Source organism: Acinetobacter bouvetii, assembly GCF_902753875.1.
Classification (GTDB): domain Bacteria; phylum Pseudomonadota; class Gammaproteobacteria; order Pseudomonadales; family Moraxellaceae; genus Acinetobacter; species Acinetobacter bouvetii_A.
Map to the genome: position 1 here is coordinate 1 of NZ_CADDTS010000045.1, position 19671 is coordinate 19671.

The 19671-nt window shown below is 40.5% G+C and carries 19 protein-coding genes; 8 read left to right on the forward strand and 11 right to left on the reverse strand.

Annotated elements, in window-relative coordinates:
• Positions 1–562: 562 nt before the first annotated feature.
• Complete coding sequence (locus FB6_RS13380; protein ID WP_174560457.1) at positions 563–841, reverse strand: hypothetical protein; 279 nt, start codon at positions 839–841, stop codon at positions 563–565.
• A gap of 569 nt (positions 842–1410) precedes the next feature.
• Positions 1411–2625 carry a tyrosine--tRNA ligase gene (gene tyrS, locus FB6_RS13385; protein WP_174560458.1) on the reverse strand — a complete coding sequence of 405 codons (1215 nt, stop codon included), beginning with the start codon at positions 2623–2625 and terminating at the stop codon, positions 1411–1413.
• Positions 2626–2705: 80 nt separating this feature from the next.
• Between tyrS and FB6_RS13390 the strand changes: the two genes are divergently transcribed.
• Positions 2706–3833 carry an anhydro-N-acetylmuramic acid kinase gene (locus tag FB6_RS13390; RefSeq protein ID WP_174560459.1) on the forward strand — a complete coding sequence of 376 codons (1128 nt, stop codon included), beginning with the start codon at positions 2706–2708 and terminating at the stop codon, positions 3831–3833.
• A 77-nt stretch (positions 3834–3910) separates the two neighbouring features.
• Here the strand turns inward: FB6_RS13390 and FB6_RS13395 are convergent, their stop codons facing one another.
• The 4 genes from FB6_RS13395 to FB6_RS13410 form a co-directional block, all read right to left on the reverse strand.
• Positions 3911–5194 carry a lytic murein transglycosylase gene (locus tag FB6_RS13395; RefSeq protein WP_174560460.1) on the reverse strand — a complete coding sequence of 428 codons (1284 nt, stop codon included), beginning with the start codon at positions 5192–5194 and terminating at the stop codon, positions 3911–3913.
• A gap of 644 nt (positions 5195–5838) precedes the next feature.
• Positions 5839–6960: a 5-(carboxyamino)imidazole ribonucleotide synthase gene (locus FB6_RS13400; protein ID WP_174560461.1), complete on the reverse strand. Its 1122-nt coding sequence runs from the start codon at positions 6958–6960 to the stop codon at positions 5839–5841.
• Positions 6961–6987: 27 nt separating this feature from the next.
• Positions 6988–7503, reverse strand: coding sequence for a 5-(carboxyamino)imidazole ribonucleotide mutase (purE, locus tag FB6_RS13405; RefSeq protein WP_174560462.1), 516 nt, complete (start codon positions 7501–7503; stop codon positions 6988–6990).
• A gap of 181 nt (positions 7504–7684) precedes the next feature.
• A complete protein-coding gene (locus tag FB6_RS13410; protein ID WP_174560463.1) occupies positions 7685–8023 on the reverse strand; it encodes a DMT family protein in 339 nt (112 codons plus the stop codon).
• Positions 8024–8278: 255 nt separating this feature from the next.
• Between FB6_RS13410 and mpl the strand changes: the two genes are divergently transcribed.
• The gene (gene mpl, locus FB6_RS13415; RefSeq protein WP_174560464.1) at positions 8279–9643 is read left to right on the forward strand and encodes a UDP-N-acetylmuramate:L-alanyl-gamma-D-glutamyl-meso-diaminopimelate ligase; all 1365 of its coding nucleotides are present in this window, start codon (positions 8279–8281) and stop codon (positions 9641–9643) included.
• A 37-nt stretch (positions 9644–9680) separates the two neighbouring features.
• On the opposite strand, the gene FB6_RS13420 is transcribed toward mpl, so the two are convergent.
• Complete coding sequence (locus tag FB6_RS13420) at positions 9681–10022, reverse strand: type II toxin-antitoxin system RnlB family antitoxin (RefSeq protein ID WP_174560465.1); 342 nt, start codon at positions 10020–10022, stop codon at positions 9681–9683.
• Positions 10006–11100 carry a type II toxin-antitoxin system RnlA family toxin gene (locus tag FB6_RS13425; RefSeq protein WP_174560466.1) on the reverse strand — a complete coding sequence of 365 codons (1095 nt, stop codon included), beginning with the start codon at positions 11098–11100 and terminating at the stop codon, positions 10006–10008. Before FB6_RS13425 ends, FB6_RS13420 begins: the two co-directional genes overlap by 17 nt.
• Before the next feature lie 345 nt (positions 11101–11445).
• On the opposite strand from FB6_RS13425, the gene FB6_RS13430 reads away from it, so the two are divergent.
• Positions 11446–12432 carry a zinc-dependent alcohol dehydrogenase family protein gene (locus tag FB6_RS13430; RefSeq protein WP_302476194.1) on the forward strand — a complete coding sequence of 329 codons (987 nt, stop codon included), beginning with the start codon at positions 11446–11448 and terminating at the stop codon, positions 12430–12432.
• 142 nt (positions 12433–12574) lie between these two features.
• Here the strand turns inward: FB6_RS13430 and FB6_RS13435 are convergent, their stop codons facing one another.
• A complete protein-coding gene (locus tag FB6_RS13435; protein ID WP_174560467.1) occupies positions 12575–12859 on the reverse strand; it encodes a GNAT family N-acetyltransferase in 285 nt (94 codons plus the stop codon).
• A gap of 366 nt (positions 12860–13225) precedes the next feature.
• The gene (locus tag FB6_RS13440; RefSeq protein ID WP_174560468.1) at positions 13226–13507 is read right to left on the reverse strand and encodes a GNAT family N-acetyltransferase; all 282 of its coding nucleotides are present in this window, start codon (positions 13505–13507) and stop codon (positions 13226–13228) included.
• A gap of 142 nt (positions 13508–13649) precedes the next feature.
• On the opposite strand from FB6_RS13440, the gene FB6_RS13445 reads away from it, so the two are divergent.
• Positions 13650–14837, forward strand: a complete 1188-nt coding sequence (locus FB6_RS13445) for a sugar transporter (RefSeq protein ID WP_174560469.1) — start codon at positions 13650–13652, stop codon at positions 14835–14837.
• Between the two features lie 314 nt (positions 14838–15151).
• The gene (locus FB6_RS13450) at positions 15152–16108 is read left to right on the forward strand and encodes a TerC family protein (protein WP_174560470.1); all 957 of its coding nucleotides are present in this window, start codon (positions 15152–15154) and stop codon (positions 16106–16108) included.
• Between the two features lie 72 nt (positions 16109–16180).
• Here the strand turns inward: FB6_RS13450 and FB6_RS13455 are convergent, their stop codons facing one another.
• Complete coding sequence (locus tag FB6_RS13455; RefSeq protein ID WP_254592247.1) at positions 16181–16789, reverse strand: nucleotidyltransferase family protein; 609 nt, start codon at positions 16787–16789, stop codon at positions 16181–16183.
• A 204-nt stretch (positions 16790–16993) separates the two neighbouring features.
• Between FB6_RS13455 and guaD the strand changes: the two genes are divergently transcribed.
• The 3 genes from guaD (at position 16994) to FB6_RS13470 (ending at position 19498) form a co-directional block, all read left to right on the forward strand.
• Positions 16994–18310 carry a guanine deaminase gene (guaD, locus tag FB6_RS13460; RefSeq protein ID WP_174560471.1) on the forward strand — a complete coding sequence of 439 codons (1317 nt, stop codon included), beginning with the start codon at positions 16994–16996 and terminating at the stop codon, positions 18308–18310.
• 222 nt (positions 18311–18532) lie between these two features.
• A complete protein-coding gene (hpt, locus tag FB6_RS13465) occupies positions 18533–19060 on the forward strand; it encodes a hypoxanthine phosphoribosyltransferase (protein ID WP_174560472.1) in 528 nt (175 codons plus the stop codon).
• Between the two features lie 180 nt (positions 19061–19240).
• Positions 19241–19498, forward strand: coding sequence for a GlsB/YeaQ/YmgE family stress response membrane protein (locus FB6_RS13470; RefSeq protein ID WP_174560473.1), 258 nt, complete (start codon positions 19241–19243; stop codon positions 19496–19498).
• Positions 19499–19671: the final 173 nt, after the last annotated feature.

Genomic DNA, 19671 nt, shown 5'->3' on the forward strand with positions numbered 1-19671 from the left:
GCCAGCGTTCAATCTGAGCCATGATCAAACTCTTCAGTTTAAAATCAATAGTGCATATAGTGCACCAATCTTGGCTCATCAATTACTGACAAAAATTTGCTCAAATAAACTTCGAGTAATTTCTACCTTCAATCAATGAAAATAATTTCGATTAATCAACCAGTAAAAATCCACACAAGTTGTTCTTCATAATCTCTTAATGATCTATTTTCTACCTCGTCAGTAGAAAATATAACGCAATAAACATCTAACAACTTAACCTGTTCAGCTAAGCTCGTTTGCTGTATCGCGTTGGGATGCTGCGTATTCTATACAGTTTCAGAACTCTTGCAAGCCCTAAAATGATTTATTTGTCACGCATGTCTGTTTTTTCTACAAAAACCACTAAAAAAGTGTTTTTTGAGCTATTTTTTAGACATTTCAGCAATAAAAATACGGTTTTTATTCAAAAACCTTTTTCAAAAGTCTTATCTTTAAAGCCTTTCAATCTTCCAAATAAATAAAAATCTATTTTCAGTTAGTGTTTTTTTATTTCAATCTGAACTACAGATGCTTTTCCAAGTTAACTTTCCACTGAATAAGCCAAATTTTGCATGACTTCTAAAATCACCTGCTTTTTACCTCTATAGTCTTCACCGGAAAATAACATTTTTGCACGCTGCGGCAATCGCTCACAGATTAAAGAAAATAAGAAATACATCGCAGCAATATCTATTTTTTCAAAAATAGCCACTATGGCTACATATTGTGCCTGTTTTAATTCGGGTTTTTCATATTGGAATAAGTAGCGAAGCACAGCATCAATTTTTTCATCGTCATTATTTTGAGTTTGATAATACATATTTTCCCTCTTCGCTTATCTTTTCATTATTCATACTTCTCTTTTTCTTGAAAATCATATTGTAGATATACACGGTCATTTTTATTTATAAACAAAAGTCTTTTTCTTTTTTTACTTGGCAAATAGGAAAACTAAAGAAAACTCTTGCCGATCATCGACATTTTTCAACTGATGAAAATCTAAAAAATAGTGATCAAATTAAACTTTAGGTAATTTTAGACAGAAAAAAAGAAAGAGATCTCTCCCAAAACCTCTTCCTTGGAGTTAGATCATCTTCAGATCCATAGTGTCATTATTATAGTTATCTAGCGAAAATTAAAAAAAGTCTCTTGGGGAAGAGACTGAAAATTGTGGAGCTTTTACAACAGTACCCTCTAGATATGCTTTCTACACGATGTCTAGATGGATAAATCTTATACATAATAAAAAAATAATGCAATAGATTTGGCAAAATTTAAGTATTGTTTTTATAAGGTTTTTTTTGAATTTGCTTATTTGAAATATTAATATACGGTAAAAAAATAAAAGCAGACCAAAGCCTGCTTTTATTTCAATAGTTTAGCGTATAGCTAGTCTACAAATGTAACTTTGGCAATTGCTTTTTTGCTGGCCTGAATAATTAAAGTCACGTTCTCTTTTACAGAGAAAGACGCATCAACAGGCTCCCAATCCACTTTTACAGCACCACGACCTAAAGCATCTTTAGCTTGAGCTGAATTTTTAGTAAGCCCTGCTTCACGCAAAATAGAGGCAATGGCAATTTCACCATTATATTGAGCGCGAGAAATTGTGATTTCAGGCGTACCTTCCGGTAATTCACCTTCAGTAATCAGGTTACCGGCACCTTTATGTGCAGTAGCAGCCGCTTCCGCACCGTGGAAACGCTCAACCAATTCGAGTGCAAGAATTTTCTTCACTTCTTGCGGGTTACGGCCTTCAGCGACTTCTTTTAACAAGCCTGCAATTTCGTCAATGGACTTAAAGCTTAATAGCTCAAAATAGCGTTCGATCAATGAATCCGGCATTGAAAGCACTTTTTGGTACATCGCACCCGGTGTATCAAATACTGCAATGTAGTTACCCAAAGATTTAGACATTTTATTGACACCGTCTAAACCTTCAAGAATTGGCACAGTAATACACACCTGTGATTCCTGATCATAACGACCTTGCAAGGTACGTCCCATCAACAGGTTAAAGGTTTGATCGGTACCGCCCAACTCAACGTCAGCATGTAGCGCAACCGAGTCATAACCTTGTACCAACGGATATAAAAATTCGTGAATCGCAATCGGTTGATGGTTGTTATAACGCTTAGTGAAGTCATCACGCTCCAACATACGCGCCACAGTTTGCTGTGAAGCCAATTGAATCAGATCAGCCGCAGTTTTTTGTGCAAACCATTCAGAGTTGAAAACAACTTTAGTTTTTGCAGGATCAAGAATTTTAAAGACTTGTTCTTGATAGGTTTTCGCATTTTCCAACACTTGTTCACGCGACAACGGTGGACGAGTCGCACTTTTACCGGTCGGATCACCAATCATGGCAGTGTAATCACCAATCAAGAAATAAACTTCATGACCCAAGTCCTGGAATACTTTGAGTTTATTAATTAATACAGTGTGACCTAAATGCAAATCAGGTGCTGTTGGGTCAAAGCCCGCTTTAATTTTTAAGGGACGATTTTCTTTAAGTTTCTTTAACAGATCCTCTTCAGAAATAATCTCATGAGTGCCTCGTTGGATGAGGGCAAGTTGTTCTTCAGCCGGCAGGAAATTTGACATCACAAAACCCAATACATCAGTTATACAATTTGTGCGATATACTAACACTTTTTCAGCAGAATGCAGGCTTAACTATCATCATGACAGCGATCTATATTGGGGTAATGACCGGCACCAGCATGGATGGCGTTGACATCGTTGCTGCTTCATTTGATCCATTGCAGCTTCATGCCACCCTGACCTTACCCTTTGATTTGGACCTCCGTGACGAACTGATGGCACTCACTTTACCCGGGGACAACGAAATTGATCGCATGGGCAAAGCCGATGTAGCGCTGGCACAAATGATTGGTCGCGGCATTAATGAGCTGATTGAAAAAAACCATCTGGATCGCAGTCAAATTAAAGCGATTGGTTCACATGGACAAACCATCCGTCACCGTCCTGAACATGGTTTTACCTTACAAATTGGCGATCCCAACATTATTACTGAAATGACCCAAATTCCGGTGATTGCAGATTTTCGACGTCGTGACATGGCCGCAGGTGGTCAAGGCGCACCTTTGGTTCCGGCATTTCATCAAGCCCTGTTCCAGCATGACAGCATTCATCGGGTGATTTTAAATCTGGGCGGAATTGCCAATGTCAGTATGTTACCGGCCGGCAACCCGGAAGGCGTGTATGGTTTTGATACCGGGCCTGCCAATATTTTAATGGATGCCTGGTGTCATCGTTATACCGGTCAGGCTTATGATGAAAATGGCAATTGGGCCGCTTATGGCCAGCCAATTCGCAGCTTGCTCGATCGCTTACAAGCACACGAATATTTTTCCAAAGAACCACCCAAAAGCACGGGGCGTGAAGATTTCAACCTGGAATGGCTGGATGAACAAATTGCCGATTGGCGGAATGATCTTGAATATGACGAGCTAGAAGATGTGCCTGAAAATGTGCAAGCCACGTTACTCAAACTAACCACACGCGCGATTAAAAAAGCCATTTACCGCTCAGATATGGATACTGGTGAAGTGTATGTTTGTGGCGGTGGTGCCTATAACTCGCATTTACTGGAGCAGTTACGTTGGCGTTTGCGTAAACACAACTGGTCGGTACAAACCACTTCTGCCCTCGGTTTAGCCCCTACTTGGGTGGAAGCCACTGCTTTTGCCTGGCTGGCGATGCGCTTTATCCATCAGCAGAGTGGAAATTTGCCGGCGGTCACCGGTGCAGCTGGTTATCGTATTTTAGGTACCATTACTGCCGTTTAAATATAAATAAGCTCTGTATATAAAAAGGTCTGCACTCAGCAGACCTTTTTATGACTCTATTTTCAGCTTTCAGCAGTTTATTTCATCATCTTTTTTGCATTTTCTTGTCGAAATACATTCAAAATTTGTTGTCCTGCACGCCCTGTCGGACTCAAGCCCAAACGAATCTGTTCCTGACGAATAGCTTGACGGGTTTTATCGCCAATTAACCCATCAGCCGCACCAATGTCATAACCTTTATTCAGCAAAAATTGCTGGATTTCACGACGTTCCGCACGCGATGTTCCCGCATCATCGGTTGGCCAGGCTTTACTAAAACCGCTTGCACCCTGTAGCCGATCGGACAAATGAGCAATCGCCAAGGCATAACTTTCAGCAGCGTTATAACTATATATAGCATCAAAGTTTTTAAAGACGAGAAATAACGGCCCATTTTCACCTGCAGGTGCCATGAGACCCGCAGCAGATGACTCGCTTAAATTCCCCTGAATTAAAGGCGTGCCATCGGCCCGAATCACACCCTGACTGACCCAATTGCTTAATGCCTTTTTATTACGACGGCTTTCACCATTAATCAACATACCTTCCGGGATTTTGACTTCAAAACCCCAAGGCTGGCCGGTTTGCCAACCGCGTTTTTTCAGGAAATTTGCCGTGGACGCCAAGGCATCGGCGGTACTGGACACCAGATCACGTCGCCCATCGCCATCAAAATCAACAGCCAGCTCTTCATAAGTCGAAGGCATAAATTGAGTATGACCAAATGCCCCAGCCCATGAGCCTTTCATTTGCTGTTCGCTTAAATCACCACGCTGCAAAATTCGCATGCTACTAAAAAATTCACCACGGAAAAAACTTTGCCGACGCCCTTCACAACTTAAAGTTCCCAAAGCCTGTAATAAAGGATAACTTCCTGAAACATCACCAAAGTTACTTTCTACACCCCATACAGCCACAACAGTTTCAGCCGGAACACCATAAGCCGCCGCCACCCGATTCAGTACTTCACGGTGCTGAGCGAGTTTTTGTCGACCTAGTTGCACCCGCTCTTCATCCACCAGACCAGATAAATAGTCCCAGATGGGAGTAGAAAATTCAGGTTGATAATTCAGTTTCTGAATCACGGAATAATCAGGGCTTAAATTTTGCGTATAGCGGTCATAAGTGGCCTCACTCACACCTGCGCCCAGCGCTTGAGAACGTAAGTTTGCAATACATTGCTGAAAATTATTTTGCGAAGTTCCCACGGTGTTGACTGAAGAAGAAGTCACGCTCACAGCTTGACCATTAATAATCAGTTCAGCGTGGGTCTGAGTCATTGCAAGGAAAACCGAACCTAAAACTAAAGCGAAGCGACGCATAGTATTCCTGATGGCATTTGAATTTAAATTATGGTTTTACCATACCACCATCAGCACCGAGTTTTTGAATCAAATCGTAAATTTAAATTCATTCTTCTTCATTTTAAATTCATATTTTATTTTTGAATTTAAAAAAGCTATCCACAATACATATTTCCAGAACTTTTAAATTCAAAAAACACCCGTTTTATGAATTTAAATTCATTCTTTTAAATTTAAAGTGGTTTTTTAAATTCAAATAGCCTGTGGATAAGTGTGTTTTGGCTGTTTTTACACTTTTTTATATCTATAAATTTAAATTCAAAAGTTTGAATTCATTCTTCGCACCACTTTTTTTGAATTCATATTTTTAAATTCAAAACCTCAGTTTTAAATTTAAATTCATTTTTTGAATTTATTTTTGATCTTTTGAATTTAAAAAATTCTGCAATATTAATCAGTCTAAAACCGAGCGACAAAATTTTTTCAATTGTCTTTTTTTTAAACATTATATTTATAAAGCATTGCACAAATTACAGACAATATTTTTTATTTTGTTCCGATAAACGGCGTGTTTCCGGAAAAGAGGCGCAATCATGCCCGAACTGCAGGCATAAAAAAAGCGGTCATAGGCATGACCGCTTTTTTATCATTCAAACTTAGGTTTAAATGGTCATATCTTCGCTCAATGCCAGTGGATTAGGCAAAATTTTCGCCAATTGACGGCATAAAGTGATCAGTTCAGCACTGTCATTCGGCATCAAAGTGATGTGACCAATTTTACGACCTTCGCGTTCAGTCTTATTGTAAAGGTGTAAATGTGCACCATTGAGCGCCAAGACATCTTCAGATTTTGGATGTTGTCCAATAATGTTGATCATCACCGTTGGACGAACCACTTCAGTGGAACCTAATGGCAAGCCCGCCACCGCACGAATATGGTTTTCAAACTGTGAACAGATCGCACCTTCAATAGACCAGTGACCCGAGTTATGCACTCGTGGTGCCATCTCATTGGCATATAGGCCTTTGTCGGTAACGAACAGCTCAAGCGTCAACACACCCACATAATTCAAATGATTCAGCAGGCGAGTGATGTAGTCCTGCGCCACAGGCTGTAAATCTTCACTGTTTGGAGCAGGAACAATAGAATGCGACAAAATACCGTTGTGGTGATGGTTTTCCGCCAATGGCCAGGTTTTCACTTCACCATTTTGACCACGTACAGCAATAATTGAAACTTCACGTGAGAAAGTGACAAAACTTTCTGCAATCAATTCACCCGCAGGGCCAAGTTCCGCCCACGCTTGCTCGATTTGATCTGCACTGCGTAGTACAAATTGACCTTTACCATCGTAACCACCACGTGAAGTTTTCAGCACAATTGGCAGGCCGAGTTCAGCAACTGCTGCTTGTAAGCCTTCCAATGAAGTCACTGCTTTGTATGGTGCAACCGGAATCTGTAACTCATCAAACAATGCCTTTTCAGACAAACGATGTTGTGCAATAGCCAAAGCCTCACGCGGTGGATGGAGTTGCTTTTGCTTGGTTAAAACATCAACATCTGCTAGCGGTGTATTTTCAAACTCTAGGCTAAATACATCTGCACTATTGATAAAATCTTGTAAGCCATTTTCAGCTTTGCTTGAGATCACCTGACCCAGCGCTGCGGAAGGGCAATCTGTATTGGCTTCAAAGAAGGTGCATTGAATATTCAGCGGCAGAGCAGCTTGTGCCATCATACGGCCGAGTTGACCACCACCAAAAATACCGATGGTTTTATCCATAACGTGTGTCCCGTTTTAAGCTTGGCTTTAGTTTTGACCAGGAATATTTTTGCTTGCCACTTTTTCAGTTTGCGCAGCGCGGAATTCAGCAACATTTTTTGCAATGTCAGGACGTGTCAGACCCAAAATTTGTGCTGCCATAATTGCAGCATTGGTTGCGCCCGCAGGACCAATCGCCAAAGTACCCACAGCAATACCTGCCGGCATTTGTACGATGGACAGCAATGAATCTACACCGTTAAGAATTGAAGATTTCACAGGTACACCTAAAACTGGTAAATCAGTCTTCGCTGCACACATCCCGGGTAAATGTGCTGCACCACCAGCACCGGCAATAATCACCTGAATGCCACGCTCACGTGCTGTTTCCGCATATTCGAATAAACGGTCTGGGGTACGGTGCGCAGAAACGACTTCCGCTTCAAATGGGACGCCAAGCTGTTTCAGCATATTGGCAGTGTTTTCCAGAGTTGCCCAGTCAGATTGGGAACCCATGATAATTCCAACGAGAGGTTGAGTGTCTTGTGCAGCAGCCGCATTCATTGCAAATATTCCATAAACGAATGTAAGGAAGGATAAATCTCGACAAGAGCCAAGTTTTAAATGAATCACAAGCTCGCTATTATAGACTGATTTTTCATCTCACCAAAATTTAACGGCTCTCGCCGGAGGATATTTTCAATATTTTTTAGATTAAACCGATCAAAATAGGGGAGTGATGAATTTATTGACTACGAAACACAAAATAAATACATCCCACCAAACAGAGACCTGCCCACAGATAATCCAGCTTAAATGGTTGTTTAAACAGAAAAATCATAAAAGGCACAAACACCAGTAAAGTCACCACTTCCTGAGTAATTTTCATTTGTCCTACGGCCCAGCCTTGTTGTGCGAGCAGCCGGGTGGCGGGAATCATAAAACTGTATTCCAGCAGGGCAATCAACCAACCAAATAAAATTGCCTGCCAAAGCGGGGCTGCATGTAAAAATTTAAGATGACCGTACCAGGCCAGCGTCATAAAACAGTTGGAAATGATTAACAGCAGCAGGGGAAAGTACATAGTCAATTGATCTGGGCTAACTGCCCATATTTTACGTTTTTCGCATAAAAAAGCATGTGATTTCATCAGCGATTTTAGTGTCCAGAAATCTGGATACAGCCACCTCATCCCGCACCGGAGGCAATGCCAGGAATAGATACAAGAAAGACTATCTTTTCCGCAAAACCCTTGATATGGTTGCTTTCAAATTGAATCGATAATGACAACACCACCAACAATAAGGTGATGTGTCTAAAAGCCGTGGAGTTAAAACGCATGCATCTGCATATTTTGGGTATTTGTGGCACCTTTATGGGCTCGCTCGCATTATTAGCACGTGATTTGGGACATAAAGTGACGGGTTCAGATGCGAATGTCTATCCACCCATGTCCACTCAACTGGAAAATGCAGGCATTACTTTAATGCAGGGCTATGACCGCAGTCATTTGCAGCCCCATCCCGACTTAGTCATTGTCGGCAATGCCATGAAACGTGGCATTGATGCTGTGGAATATATGCTGAATGAAGGCTTACCATATATTTCAGGTCCGCAATTTTTGGCCGACCATGTATTACAAGGCAAGCATGTGCTGGGTGTAGCGGGTACGCATGGTAAAACCACAACCACAACCATGCTGGCTTGGGTGCTGGATCAAGCCGGTTTAAATCCGGGCTTTTTGATTGGTGGCGTACCACTCGGTTTTAGTGAAAGTGCCCGTTTAGGTGGTGGCAAATATTTCTGCGTAGAAGCGGATGAATATGATTCAGCCTTCTTCGACAAACGTTCCAAGTTCGTGCATTACCATCCTAAAACTGCAATTTTAAATAATCTTGAATTTGACCATGCCGACATCTTTGATGATTTGGCTGCAATTCAAAAACAGTTCCATCATCTGGTACGTACCATTCCAAGTGAAGGCCGCATTATTGCGCCAATCACTGAAACAAATATTGATGAAGTATTAGAGATGGGCTGCTGGACACCTGTAGTTCGTACGTCTTTGCAAGCGAATGACACTGCAGAAGTCTATGCAGAACAACTATCGAACGATGGTTCACATTTCAAGGTGTTGCAACATGGAGTAGTCAAAGGCATCGTTAAATGGAACATGACCGGACAGCACAGTGTGGCCAATGCCTTGGCGACCATTGCAGCAGCTGAACATGTGGGCGTTTCGATTGAAACTGCATGTGAAGCTTTATCTAATTTTGGCGGTGTTAAACGCCGTATGGAATTGCTGGATACCGTCAAAGGCATTGAAGTGTATGATGACTTTGCCCATCATCCAACAGCCATTGAAACGACCTTGGACGGCGCTCGTAAACGCTTAGGTGAACGTAAACTTTGGGCGATTATTGAACCGCGCTCAAACACCATGCGTATGGGTAGCCATAAAGATGGTTTGGCTCATTCTGCACGTTTGGCTGATGAAGTGATCTGGTATCAACCTGAAGGTTTGGACTGGGACTTACAGCCAGTGATTGATGCTGCACCGAACAAAGCGATTGTGGCACGTTCACTGGATGACATTATTAAGACCGTCACTGCAGAAGCAGGAGAGGGCGATGCAGTAGTGATTATGTCAAATGGCGGTTTTGGTGGCTTGCATCAGAAATTGATTGGTGCGTTAAAAGCTTAAGATTAAAATATGAAGAAGCCCGCAAAGCGGGCTTCTTTTATGCAAAATAAGAAATTTCTTTAGAAGACAGAACACTATGTGCTAACAAATCTATATTGTTTTTAAAAAATGAATTCTGTTCTATCTCTAAATTTGTTTTGATATGAGATTGGATACAAATAGTAGATTTATCAAATTTTTTTCCATCAAAATACATAGAAATAAATCGATTATCTTCAATTCCATTTAATACTAACAAATCAAAAGTTACAGTTCCCTGAAACTTTCTTTCCTCAAGTTCAGCAGAAATTAATTTCAATTTTTTTATAGGGTTAAAATCCAAAATAGCCGTAATAATTACAAGCTTTTCATCATTTAACTCTTTAATCAGAATATCCATGATGCGCTTTATATACACCTTTTAATAAATTGTAAATATCATCTGTCAGATCGATTGCTTTATCTAAATTAGAAACCAATCTTGATGCATCAACAATTTCTGCCATATGAAAAAGCGAATGACGATGATTACAATAGAATGAATAAGCTTTGTTTAATTCTTTAACAAGAGCCTCTTTATTAATGATTTCTACTATATCTTGTTTTAATACATGACCTGTACATTTTTTGTACTCAAATAAATCACCTAGTTCTTTATATTCAATATCATCAAAACAATATAGAATATTTTTTATTGCCCCTTCTATACAACGCAAATCAGGATACACTAAACAACTATAATCAGGTAATGATACTCTTATAGATTTTAATGTAATGCTACTTAACAGAAGTTTCTGAATTGAATTAGGTAAATGTTTATAAATTGGATCTAATGATTTTTCTAATTGTTTTATAAGCATTTGTGGTTCTAAGAGTTGAATACTAGTTTCGTCAGTTTTACTAATTACTTTGGCTAAATCAGCTGTATTCAACAAATCAGTCATTTGAAAAGCAAATTCTTCATAACATGACAATCTACGACCTTGTATGTTTACAGTTTTCGTTATAAATACTGTAACATGCAATTTATCTTTATAAAATTTATTAACTATTTCAAATCTAGTTTGTGTATCTGACACTTGTTTAGAGTAAGAAAAAAAACTTTCTCCACTCTCATGCTTCTTCTCTGTCATTAATTGAATTGCAGATTCGATATCATCTACTGTATATCCAACCAATACAACAGTACTTGTTCCTTTTTCAGCAGGGACTTTAGTGGACAAATGATCTGCTAATTTAAAGCTAACATCTTGATTTTGACCAGTTCTATAATTAAAGCTCGTTGTACCATCATTTTTATTAAAAACTTCTAATCTAGCATCTTTCATCCCACGACAGGTAACTAAAAAGATTTGTTTCACATCTGTGGAATCTTGATGTTGACAATAGGAATAGTCATTCCTATCACAGAATTCCTGAATCGATTCTAATAGTTTTGCTTTTGGAAAATCTAAATCTTTAAATACTCGAGTTTGCATATTTTAGAATATAGGTAAAGTTATTAATATCATTGATATTAATCAATTTTTAATTTTTTTAAAATCTCTTTTCTGAAGTTTCAAGCTATAATAATGTTCAAACAGAACCATTCTGTAAGCAAACCTGTCCAGGTAATGACTTCATCACTTACTGTTGCTAGCTTAGAAAGACAAGCTCTGTGTATTTATGCTCCCTGCTTTAACATCCTAGAAATACAGCAGAGCCAATGATTAACTTCTATCCTCCCATCATCCAGTTTTCCTCTATTTAAATGCCACGTTTTAAATCACTGAAAGAGGAAATCCAGCCAATAGAAGGATAGAAAATAAAAAAGGAATACGCTGATGACAACAATGAAAGCGATGGTCTACTACGGCGAAAATGATATCCGATTTGAAGAACGCCCAATTCCCCAAATTATTAATCCCGATGATGCCCTGATCCGGATGACCAAAACCACCATTTGCGGTACCGATTTAGGTATTTGGAAAGGTAAAAACCCAGAAATACAGGAACATGCCAAGACCACAACTGGGCAATTTAATGGCCGTATTTTAGGACATGAAGGTATTGGTATTGTTGAAGAAGTCGGTTCCGCAGTGAAAAAATTCAAGAAAGGCGATCGGGTGATTATCTCCTGTATTAGCCACTGCGGTATCTGTGAAAACTGTCAAAAACAACTGTATTCCCACTGCCAAAATGGAGGAGGCTGGATTATGGGTTACATGATTGATGGCACCCATACGGAATATGTTCGCACCCCATTTGCCGATACATCTTTATATCTCTTACCAGAAGGCTTAAACGAAGATGTTGCGGTGTTTTTATCCGATGTACTGCCCACTTCACATGAAATTGGGGTGCGATATGGCAATGTTAAACCCGGCGATAGTATCGCGATTATCGGTACAGGACCCATCGGGATGGGCTGCGTACTGACTTCACAATTCTATTCACCTTCCATGATTATTGCTGTCGATATGGATAATAACCGCCTTGCACTGGCCAAGGAGGTGGGTGCAACGCATACCATTAACTCCGGCAAGGAAGATGCCATCTCACGTATCCTAGAGATTACCGAAGGTCGTGGTGTTGATTGTGCCATTGAAGCCGTAGGTGCAGAACCGACCTGGAATATTTGCCAAAAAGTGGTTAAAGAGGGTGGGCATCTGGCCAATGTTGGGGTACATGGCAAGTCGGTCAATTTTGAAATCAATAAGTTGTGGATTAAAAACCTGACTATCACCACTGGCTTGGTCAATACCAATACCACAGGCATGCTGCTTAAAACCTGCTGTTCCGGCAAATTACCTTTAGAAAAACTGGCTTAGCATCATTTTAAATTTGATGCGTTTGAAAAGGCATATCAAGTGTTTAAACATGCCTCAGACGAAAATGCAATGAAAGTCATTATCGACATTGCCTAATAGGCTCGAATGAGAAAAGCCCAACATTTGTTGAGCTTTTTTATTTTTACGCAGCAACATCTGCCAGACTTTGATCCCGTCTAAACATGACTTCAACATAAGAACAGGTGGGAATAATCTTTAATTGTTTTTCACGTGCAAATTCTACTAAAACATCTAGTAATTTACGTGCTGCACCTTGCCCACGTAAAGAGTCATCCACCCAGGTATGATCTGCCACTATGATATTTTCATTACGCCAAACATAACTGATTTCAGCAATACGCTTACCTGAGTGATCCGCAGAAAAAAATTCGCCTTTTTGTCCATTGTCTTGATGTTGAAATTGCATATTCAATTTTCTCTTAAGCCTGATAAATGACCAATATTGATATATAAATCATTAATTTTTCAATTTTTAATTAAAAAATACCTAATTTAAGGGATATCTCTCATTTCTCAAAATGATTAAATTTAAGCGAATCATTTAACACATTGAGGGCGTTAATGGATTACTATCTTTATTTAATTATCTTCTTAATCATTCTGGCTATGTGGTTAATTTTCTCTATGTATAAAGAGAAAGATAAAAACCCGTTTAAATAATTTTTTTCCTGAGTAAAAGTATATATGTCATATATTTTAACAGCACAAGAGCCATAGAAATTTTAGCGATTACAATTTCTGTGGCTTATTTCGTTTTTATTCAGAATAAACCTTAACGTAAAACATCGGCAATAGATAAATCTTTATCAAAAACAGATTTTGCGAATGGGCAGAGTGGAATAATTTTAACCCGTTTTTGTCTTGCCATATTTACAGCTGCATCTAATAAATGACGTCCTACACCTTGTCCTCTTAAGGTTTCATGCACATCTGTATGGTCAATAATAAATTGATTATCACCAGCCCAAGAGTACGTCATTTCAGCCAAACGCTGCGAATTTTCTTCAATAAAAAATGCACCTTTACTACCATGTTCTTCGTGTTGAACGATCATAGTTTATTGCCTTATTTCACTTAATTTTCAATCTATAACTCAACATATTTTTCCCAAAAGTTCTATGTATATTTATTAATCGCACTTAACATCATTCACTAGCTTGCCTAAAATAGGCCTACATATCCTAAATAATTTGACCATGTCATCCACTCTCCAACCCAAAAAAACATCCACCCAACAGTGGATTTCTGTCATCACCTTAGCTTTTGCAGCATTTATTTTTAATACCACCGAATTTATTCCAGTCGCTCTGTTAAGTGATATTGGCCTTAGTTTTAACATGTCTGCAACCGATGTCGGGATTATGATCACCCTGTATGCCTGGGTGGTTGCGCCCATTTCATTACCAATCATGCTTTTAACTCGTAATATCGAACGGCGTTTTTTACTGATTGCCTTATTTGTGCTGTTTATTGTCAGTCATGGCTTATCTTATTTCGCCTGGAACTTCAATGTACTTTTGCTCAGCCGGATTGGGATTGCTTTTGCTCATGCTTTGTTTTGGTCGATTACCGCCTCATTAGCAGTCCGGGTGGCACCTAAAGGCAAAGAATTTCAGGCCCTCGGTTTACTGGCGACCGGTACCGCATTGGCCATGGTTTTAGGCATTCCTTTTGGCCGCATGATTGGCGAAGCCTATGGTTGGCGCAATACCTTTGCCTTAATTGCACTAGGTGCAGCTCTGGTCTGTATAACCTTGGCAAAAACCTTGCCTAAACTCCCGAGTGTCAATTCCGGTTCTATCCAGAGTCTAGGTATCTTGTTTAAACGCCCCAGTCTGGTCATGGTCTTTGCATTGACCATTATCATCATTACTGCGCAATTTACCGCTTATAGTTATATCGAACCCTTTGCGCTGGATATTGCCCATTTCAGTTCTAGCCAAACCACCACCTTGTTACTGATCTACGGCGGGGCAGGGTTTATTGGTTCTTACCTGTTTGGCAAATTTGGCAATAAATATCCCAAACTGGCCATTCCTTTCAGTTGTGCATTACTGGCTATCTCTATGTTGCTGTTGTTACCGCTGTCACAAGGTTTTATTGGCCTAAGTACACTCAGTTTATTTTGGGGCATGAGCATTATTTGTTTTAGCTTGGCACTGCAAGCCAAAACCCTGAATCTGGCCTCGGACGCAACCGATGCCGCCATGGCGATTTATTCAGGTCTGTATAATGTTGGTATTGGGGGTGGGGCCTTATTTGGTGGATTCGTCACGACAAGTTATGGCTTAAGCCAGATTGGCCTGCTAGGTGGTCTGATTGCCATAGTCGGGACGGTATTGGCCTTGGTTTTAGTGCAACGTAAAGATTTCATTAAAATGTAAATCCGCCAGATAAAATTTGCACAATTCTGATAAATATGCGATTCTTCAAGCACATTTGGATCTGATCCAAAACAAAATTAAGTTGAACAAGGGGAGTAGCCTCCTCCAAGCCCCGGTATTTTGAAGTTGAAAATACCGGGGTGTCAGAATATCGTCATTACACTTTGCAAAAAGTCGGTATCTGAGCATCTGAAGTTACAAAATATCGGTATTCAGATGTAGGCAAGACCTTGATCATGTTGACATAGATGTTTAAATCATCTGGCAACTGGTCAAGGTTTTTTTATGGCCAGGTGTCAGCTGTGGAGTTTATTATGGAATCCATCGGCACCCCGGGATTGTATCTGGCCTTTTTTGCGATGGTGGCAGTCATGCTCATCATCGACTTTATTGGTTTTAAGCATAAAGAAGACCAGCCTGTGAAAGTCAGGTCAGCTGCCTATTGGAGTATTGCCTGGGTCAGTGTATCCATCCTGTTTGCAGGCGGTTTATGGCTGTATTTGCAGCAAACGGCAGGTGTGGCGCTCGCCAATCAAAAAACCATGGAATACTTTGCCGGTTATCTGTTAGAGAAATCGCTGGCAATTGATAACGTTTTTGTCTGGTTGATGATTTTTGCCGCTTTTGCCATTCCTCCTGCATTACAGCGTAAAGTGCTGCTGTATGGCGTACTCGGTGCCATCGTGTTACGAACCATCTTTATCTTTATTGGAGCCTGGTTCGTACAAGAATTTTCCTGGATTTTATATATCTTCGGAGCCTTCCTGGTCTACACCGGCTTTAAATTCCTGAAAGGGCATGAAGATAATCCGGATATTGAAGACATTGCCTTACTTAAATGGTTACGTAAACACATGCGTATTACACCGCATCTGGACGGGCATAACTTCTTCGTGCGTCAAAATGGCTTACTATGGGCAACCCCGTTATTTTTAGTACTGATTCTGGTTGAAGGTTCGGATGTTATTTTTGCCGTAGATTCCATTCCGGCTATTTTCGCTGTAACGTCTGATCCGTTTATTGTCTTAACCGCCAACCTGATGGCGATTTTAGGCTTACGTGCCATGTTCTTCTTGCTGGCAGGTGCAGCGTCTAAAATGCATTATTTACCTTATGGGCTCGGGATTATCCTGCTGTTTATCGGTTTTAAAATGTTAATGCTGGATGTGTTCCACATGCCAATCTGGATGTCACTTGGCTTTATTGTGATTGTGTTGACCATTACCGCATGGTTATCCATTCGATATAACAAGAAGCAACAACAGCTTTAACACCTTACATCATTAGAATCTGGCCTTTCATCTTCAGGGTGGAAGGCTTTTTTATACGTCGACAAAACCATGTCATGCCGATGCAATAGTGTCTTTGTCAATTAAGTTCAGCTTTGGCCAACGTGTAAAAAACTGTTTAGATACCACACGCTGCATAAATACTGCATGACTGACCAAACATGGATTCCAACGTAAGTTGAGTTCAAATAAATCCTTTAAGCCAAAGGGAGCAACTATTTCAATCTGTTGCGACGCCGTCAGTTTTACTGCGATCGCAGTTGCAGTTTCGGGCCATAAAGATAGGGCGTGGGCGATAGATTGCAACGGTGCAATACGTTCACCATTCTCAGTGCGATACCATTGATGTACCAAAGCCTGATTGGTCACATCCCATTTTATCTGTGGGAAATGCTGCTGCATGTGCTGTTGAATAACATGGGCATACGAGCCATCATCCTCTGCATGATAAAAAATGACATCCACCTCAGTCCCGGCAAGCTCATAATTTTGCTCATGCAATTCTGACCACAGCATATTGCGAATCACGCCAGCGGCTATATAAGCAGTTGAATCGACGAGATAGAGCTGTTGCAAAATTCGCATGATGCTATCGTGCTGCTGAATAGAATATCTTAGTGAATCGCTATAACTATCTTGCATAACTAAGGGAATATTTTGCATTGGTGCTATGCTCAGCAAATTTGGAGAATATTCAGATACAGCTTCACACTACTGATCCAGAGATTCATCTCTCATTGCCAAAAATAATAAGTGATTAATTAAAGTGTTCTTGAATTTAGAACAGCCTAACCAAATTACTGCTACGCCATTGTCCAACAAATTAAGCTACAATCAACCGAAAAAATTCAAAATCGCAGGTTTTCAATGTCTTCTGTAGTTGCAACGACGGCTGTTCGCGGTCGCTTCCTAGATATTCAAAATACGGTTGCCCAAGCGCGTGAAATTCACGACCAAGTGCGATATGTAGAAGATGGCTTACTCATTACTGAAAATGGCAAAATTCGCTGGTTTGGCGATTGGCAAACCGGCCAGCACCATCTTCCGGCTGATGTGCAGGTGGATCATTATCCCGACAAGCTGATTGTACCCGGATTTATCGATACCCATATTCATTTCCCGCAAACCGAGATGGTTGGCGCCTATGGCGAACAGCTGCTGGAATGGTTAGACACCTATACCTTCCCAACCGAATTGCAGTTTAAAGACAAAGCCTATGCCGACAAAATTGCACAGTTTTTTGTGCAGGAACTCTTAAAAAACGGCACCACCACAGCTTTGGTGTTCTGTACCGTGCATGCCGAATCGGTCGATGCCTTATTTGAAGCTGCAGAGCAGCATCAAATGCGTTTGATTGCCGGCAAAGTGATGATGGACCGTCATGCACCAGAAGACCTGTGTGACACACCAGAAACATCTTATCAGGACTCTAAGGCACTGATTGAAAAATGGCATGGCAAAGGTCGTAACCTGTATGCCATTACCCCGCGCTTTGCCCCAACCTCTACACCCGAGCAACTCGCTCGGGCAAGGGAGTTAAAAGCTGAATATCCCGATGTCTATGTGCATACGCATTTAAGTGAAAACAAAAATGAAATTGCCTGGGTCAAAGCGCTGTTTCCGGAACAACAAGGTTATCTGGATGTTTACCACCATTATGGCCTCACCGGAGAGCGTTCGGTATTTGCCCACTGCGTGCATCTGGAGGATGCCGAATGGGACTGCATGCATGCAACCGACTCAGCCATTGCTTTTTGCCCAACCTCGAACCTGTTCTTGGGCAGTGGCTTGTTTCCCTTGAAAAAGACCTGGGAAAAACAGGTCAAAGTCGGATTAGGTACCGACATTGGCGCAGGAACGTCGTTTAGCCAATTGCAAACCCTGAATGAAGCCTACAAAGTGCAACAGCTACAGGGCGATAAACTTTCTGCTTTTGAGTCCCTGTATCATGCTACCTTGGGCGGCGCCAAGGCCTTAAATCTGGATCATCAACTGGGCAACTTCAACGTGGGCAAGGAAGCCGATTTTATCGTACTGGATTTAAAAGCCACTGCACTGCAAACGCTACGTCAGGAGCGTGCTAAAGGCCTTGAAGATGCTTTATTTGCCCTGATGACCATGGGTGATGACCGTAACATCCATGCCACTTATATCTATGGAGCAGTGGCCTATGTCAAAAAATGAAGCGGGAAAAAAGTCCAGTAAAAAGATCATTCTGCTTGCTGGCATAGCGCTGCTGTGTGCCTTTTCACTGAAGCGCGATACGGCACCGAACAAGGCCTGATTACATTTTCAGGCCTAAAAAAGATGCATCTATTCAACAGATGTATTAAAATTAGTTCATCTTTAGAGGTGTTGCTGGTCAACACCTTTTTTATTTTTTGATTTGCTTTTAGGTATCTACCCATGACCGTTCATATGAGCGTAATGATCTCAGCTGAAGAAATTCAAGCTAAAGTCAAAGAGCTTGGTGCAAAAATTGATGCTCACTATGCCAATAGTGACAAAGAACTTGTTCTGATTGGTTTACTTCGTGGTTCAGTCATTTTTATGGCGGATTTATGTCGTGCTATTACTAAACCGCATGAACTCGATTTTATGACAGTATCAAGTTACGGTGGCGGTACAGTTTCAACCCGTGATGTCAAAATTCTCAAAGATCTGGACGGCGAAATTCGCGGTAAAGATGTACTGATTGTGGAAGATATTATTGACTCGGGTAACACTCTCAGCAAAGTTCTGGAAATCTTGAGCACGCGTGGTCCCAACTCAATTGAGCTTTGTACGCTCATCAGCAAACCATCACGCCGTGAAATTGAACTTGACGTTAAATTTTTGGGTTTCGAAGTCGAAGATAAATTTATTGTCGGTTATGGTCTGGACTATGATCAAAAATATCGCCATATTCCATTTATTGGTGAAATTGGTCTATAAGACATACAACAGATACTTAAAGTGGCCGAAGGCCACTTTTTTTATATTTTAAATTGACTTATGAACAAAAAAACAACAGTTATTAGCAAGATTCACCTGTTTCATTTGTAATAAATGATTAATTATAAAAATGAAAACATTGAAAGTAGATAAATAAACGATAACAAAAGGAGAAGGCTCATGTGGTCACTTATAGTTGCGATCGTAGTCGGTTTTATTGCGGGTTTAGTTGCTCGGGCAATTCATCCAGGCGATGACAAAGCAGGCTTCTTGATTACGGCTTTACTCGGTATCGCAGGTTCTTTATTGGCAACCTATGGTGGCCGTTTACTCGGACTCTATGGTGAAAACTCTGCTGCAGGCTTTATTGCTTCAGTCATTGGGGCGATCATTATTCTATTTCTTTATAATCTCGTCACCAAAAAATCGGGGGCTTAAGCTTCTGACCATTTCATAATTGAAAGAAAAAAAGCACCCTATAAGGCACTGCTGTCCCATAGTTTGCTTTAAATAAAAAACCTGAGTCTAAAGTAGTTAAAATATAAGTGCGACCAAACACTTTAACTATAAGGACTCAGGTTTTGTCACATCAGAATACCGTATTTCATCAA

Bases quoted from the DNA above. Each gene is read 5' to 3' on its own strand.
- FB6_RS13395 (WP_174560460.1), bottom strand. From the start codon at position 5,194: ATGCGTCGCTTCGCTTTAGTTTTAGGTTCGGTTTTCCTTGCAATGACT.
- FB6_RS13390 (WP_174560459.1), top strand. From the start codon at position 2,706: ATGACAGCGATCTATATTGGGGTAATGACCGGCACCAGCATGGATGGC.
- mpl (WP_174560464.1), top strand. From the start codon at position 8,279: ATGCATCTGCATATTTTGGGTATTTGTGGCACCTTTATGGGCTCGCTC.
- FB6_RS13440 (WP_174560468.1), bottom strand. From the start codon at position 13,507: ATGATCGTTCAACACGAAGAACATGGTAGTAAAGGTGCATTTTTTATT.
- tyrS (WP_174560458.1), bottom strand. From the start codon at position 2,625: ATGTCAAATTTCCTGCCGGCTGAAGAACAACTTGCCCTCATCCAACGA.
- FB6_RS13470 (WP_174560473.1), top strand. From the start codon at position 19,241: ATGTGGTCACTTATAGTTGCGATCGTAGTCGGTTTTATTGCGGGTTTA.
- FB6_RS13410 (WP_174560463.1), bottom strand. From the start codon at position 8,023: ATGTACTTTCCCCTGCTGCTGTTAATCATTTCCAACTGTTTTATGACG.
- FB6_RS13430 (WP_302476194.1), top strand. From the start codon at position 11,446: ATGACAACAATGAAAGCGATGGTCTACTACGGCGAAAATGATATCCGA.
- purE (WP_174560462.1), bottom strand. From the start codon at position 7,503: ATGAATGCGGCTGCTGCACAAGACACTCAACCTCTCGTTGGAATTATC.
- FB6_RS13420 (WP_174560465.1), bottom strand. From the start codon at position 10,022: ATGGATATTCTGATTAAAGAGTTAAATGATGAAAAGCTTGTAATTATT.
- FB6_RS13450 (WP_174560470.1), top strand. From the start codon at position 15,152: ATGGAATCCATCGGCACCCCGGGATTGTATCTGGCCTTTTTTGCGATG.
- FB6_RS13425 (WP_174560466.1), bottom strand. From the start codon at position 11,100: ATGCAAACTCGAGTATTTAAAGATTTAGATTTTCCAAAAGCAAAACTA.
- FB6_RS13380 (WP_174560457.1), bottom strand. From the start codon at position 841: ATGTATTATCAAACTCAAAATAATGACGATGAAAAAATTGATGCTGTG.
- hpt (WP_174560472.1), top strand. From the start codon at position 18,533: ATGACCGTTCATATGAGCGTAATGATCTCAGCTGAAGAAATTCAAGCT.
- FB6_RS13400 (WP_174560461.1), bottom strand. From the start codon at position 6,960: ATGGATAAAACCATCGGTATTTTTGGTGGTGGTCAACTCGGCCGTATG.
- FB6_RS13435 (WP_174560467.1), bottom strand. From the start codon at position 12,859: ATGCAATTTCAACATCAAGACAATGGACAAAAAGGCGAATTTTTTTCT.
- FB6_RS13445 (WP_174560469.1), top strand. From the start codon at position 13,650: ATGTCATCCACTCTCCAACCCAAAAAAACATCCACCCAACAGTGGATT.
- guaD (WP_174560471.1), top strand. From the start codon at position 16,994: ATGTCTTCTGTAGTTGCAACGACGGCTGTTCGCGGTCGCTTCCTAGAT.
- FB6_RS13455 (WP_254592247.1), bottom strand. From the start codon at position 16,789: ATGCAAAATATTCCCTTAGTTATGCAAGATAGTTATAGCGATTCACTA.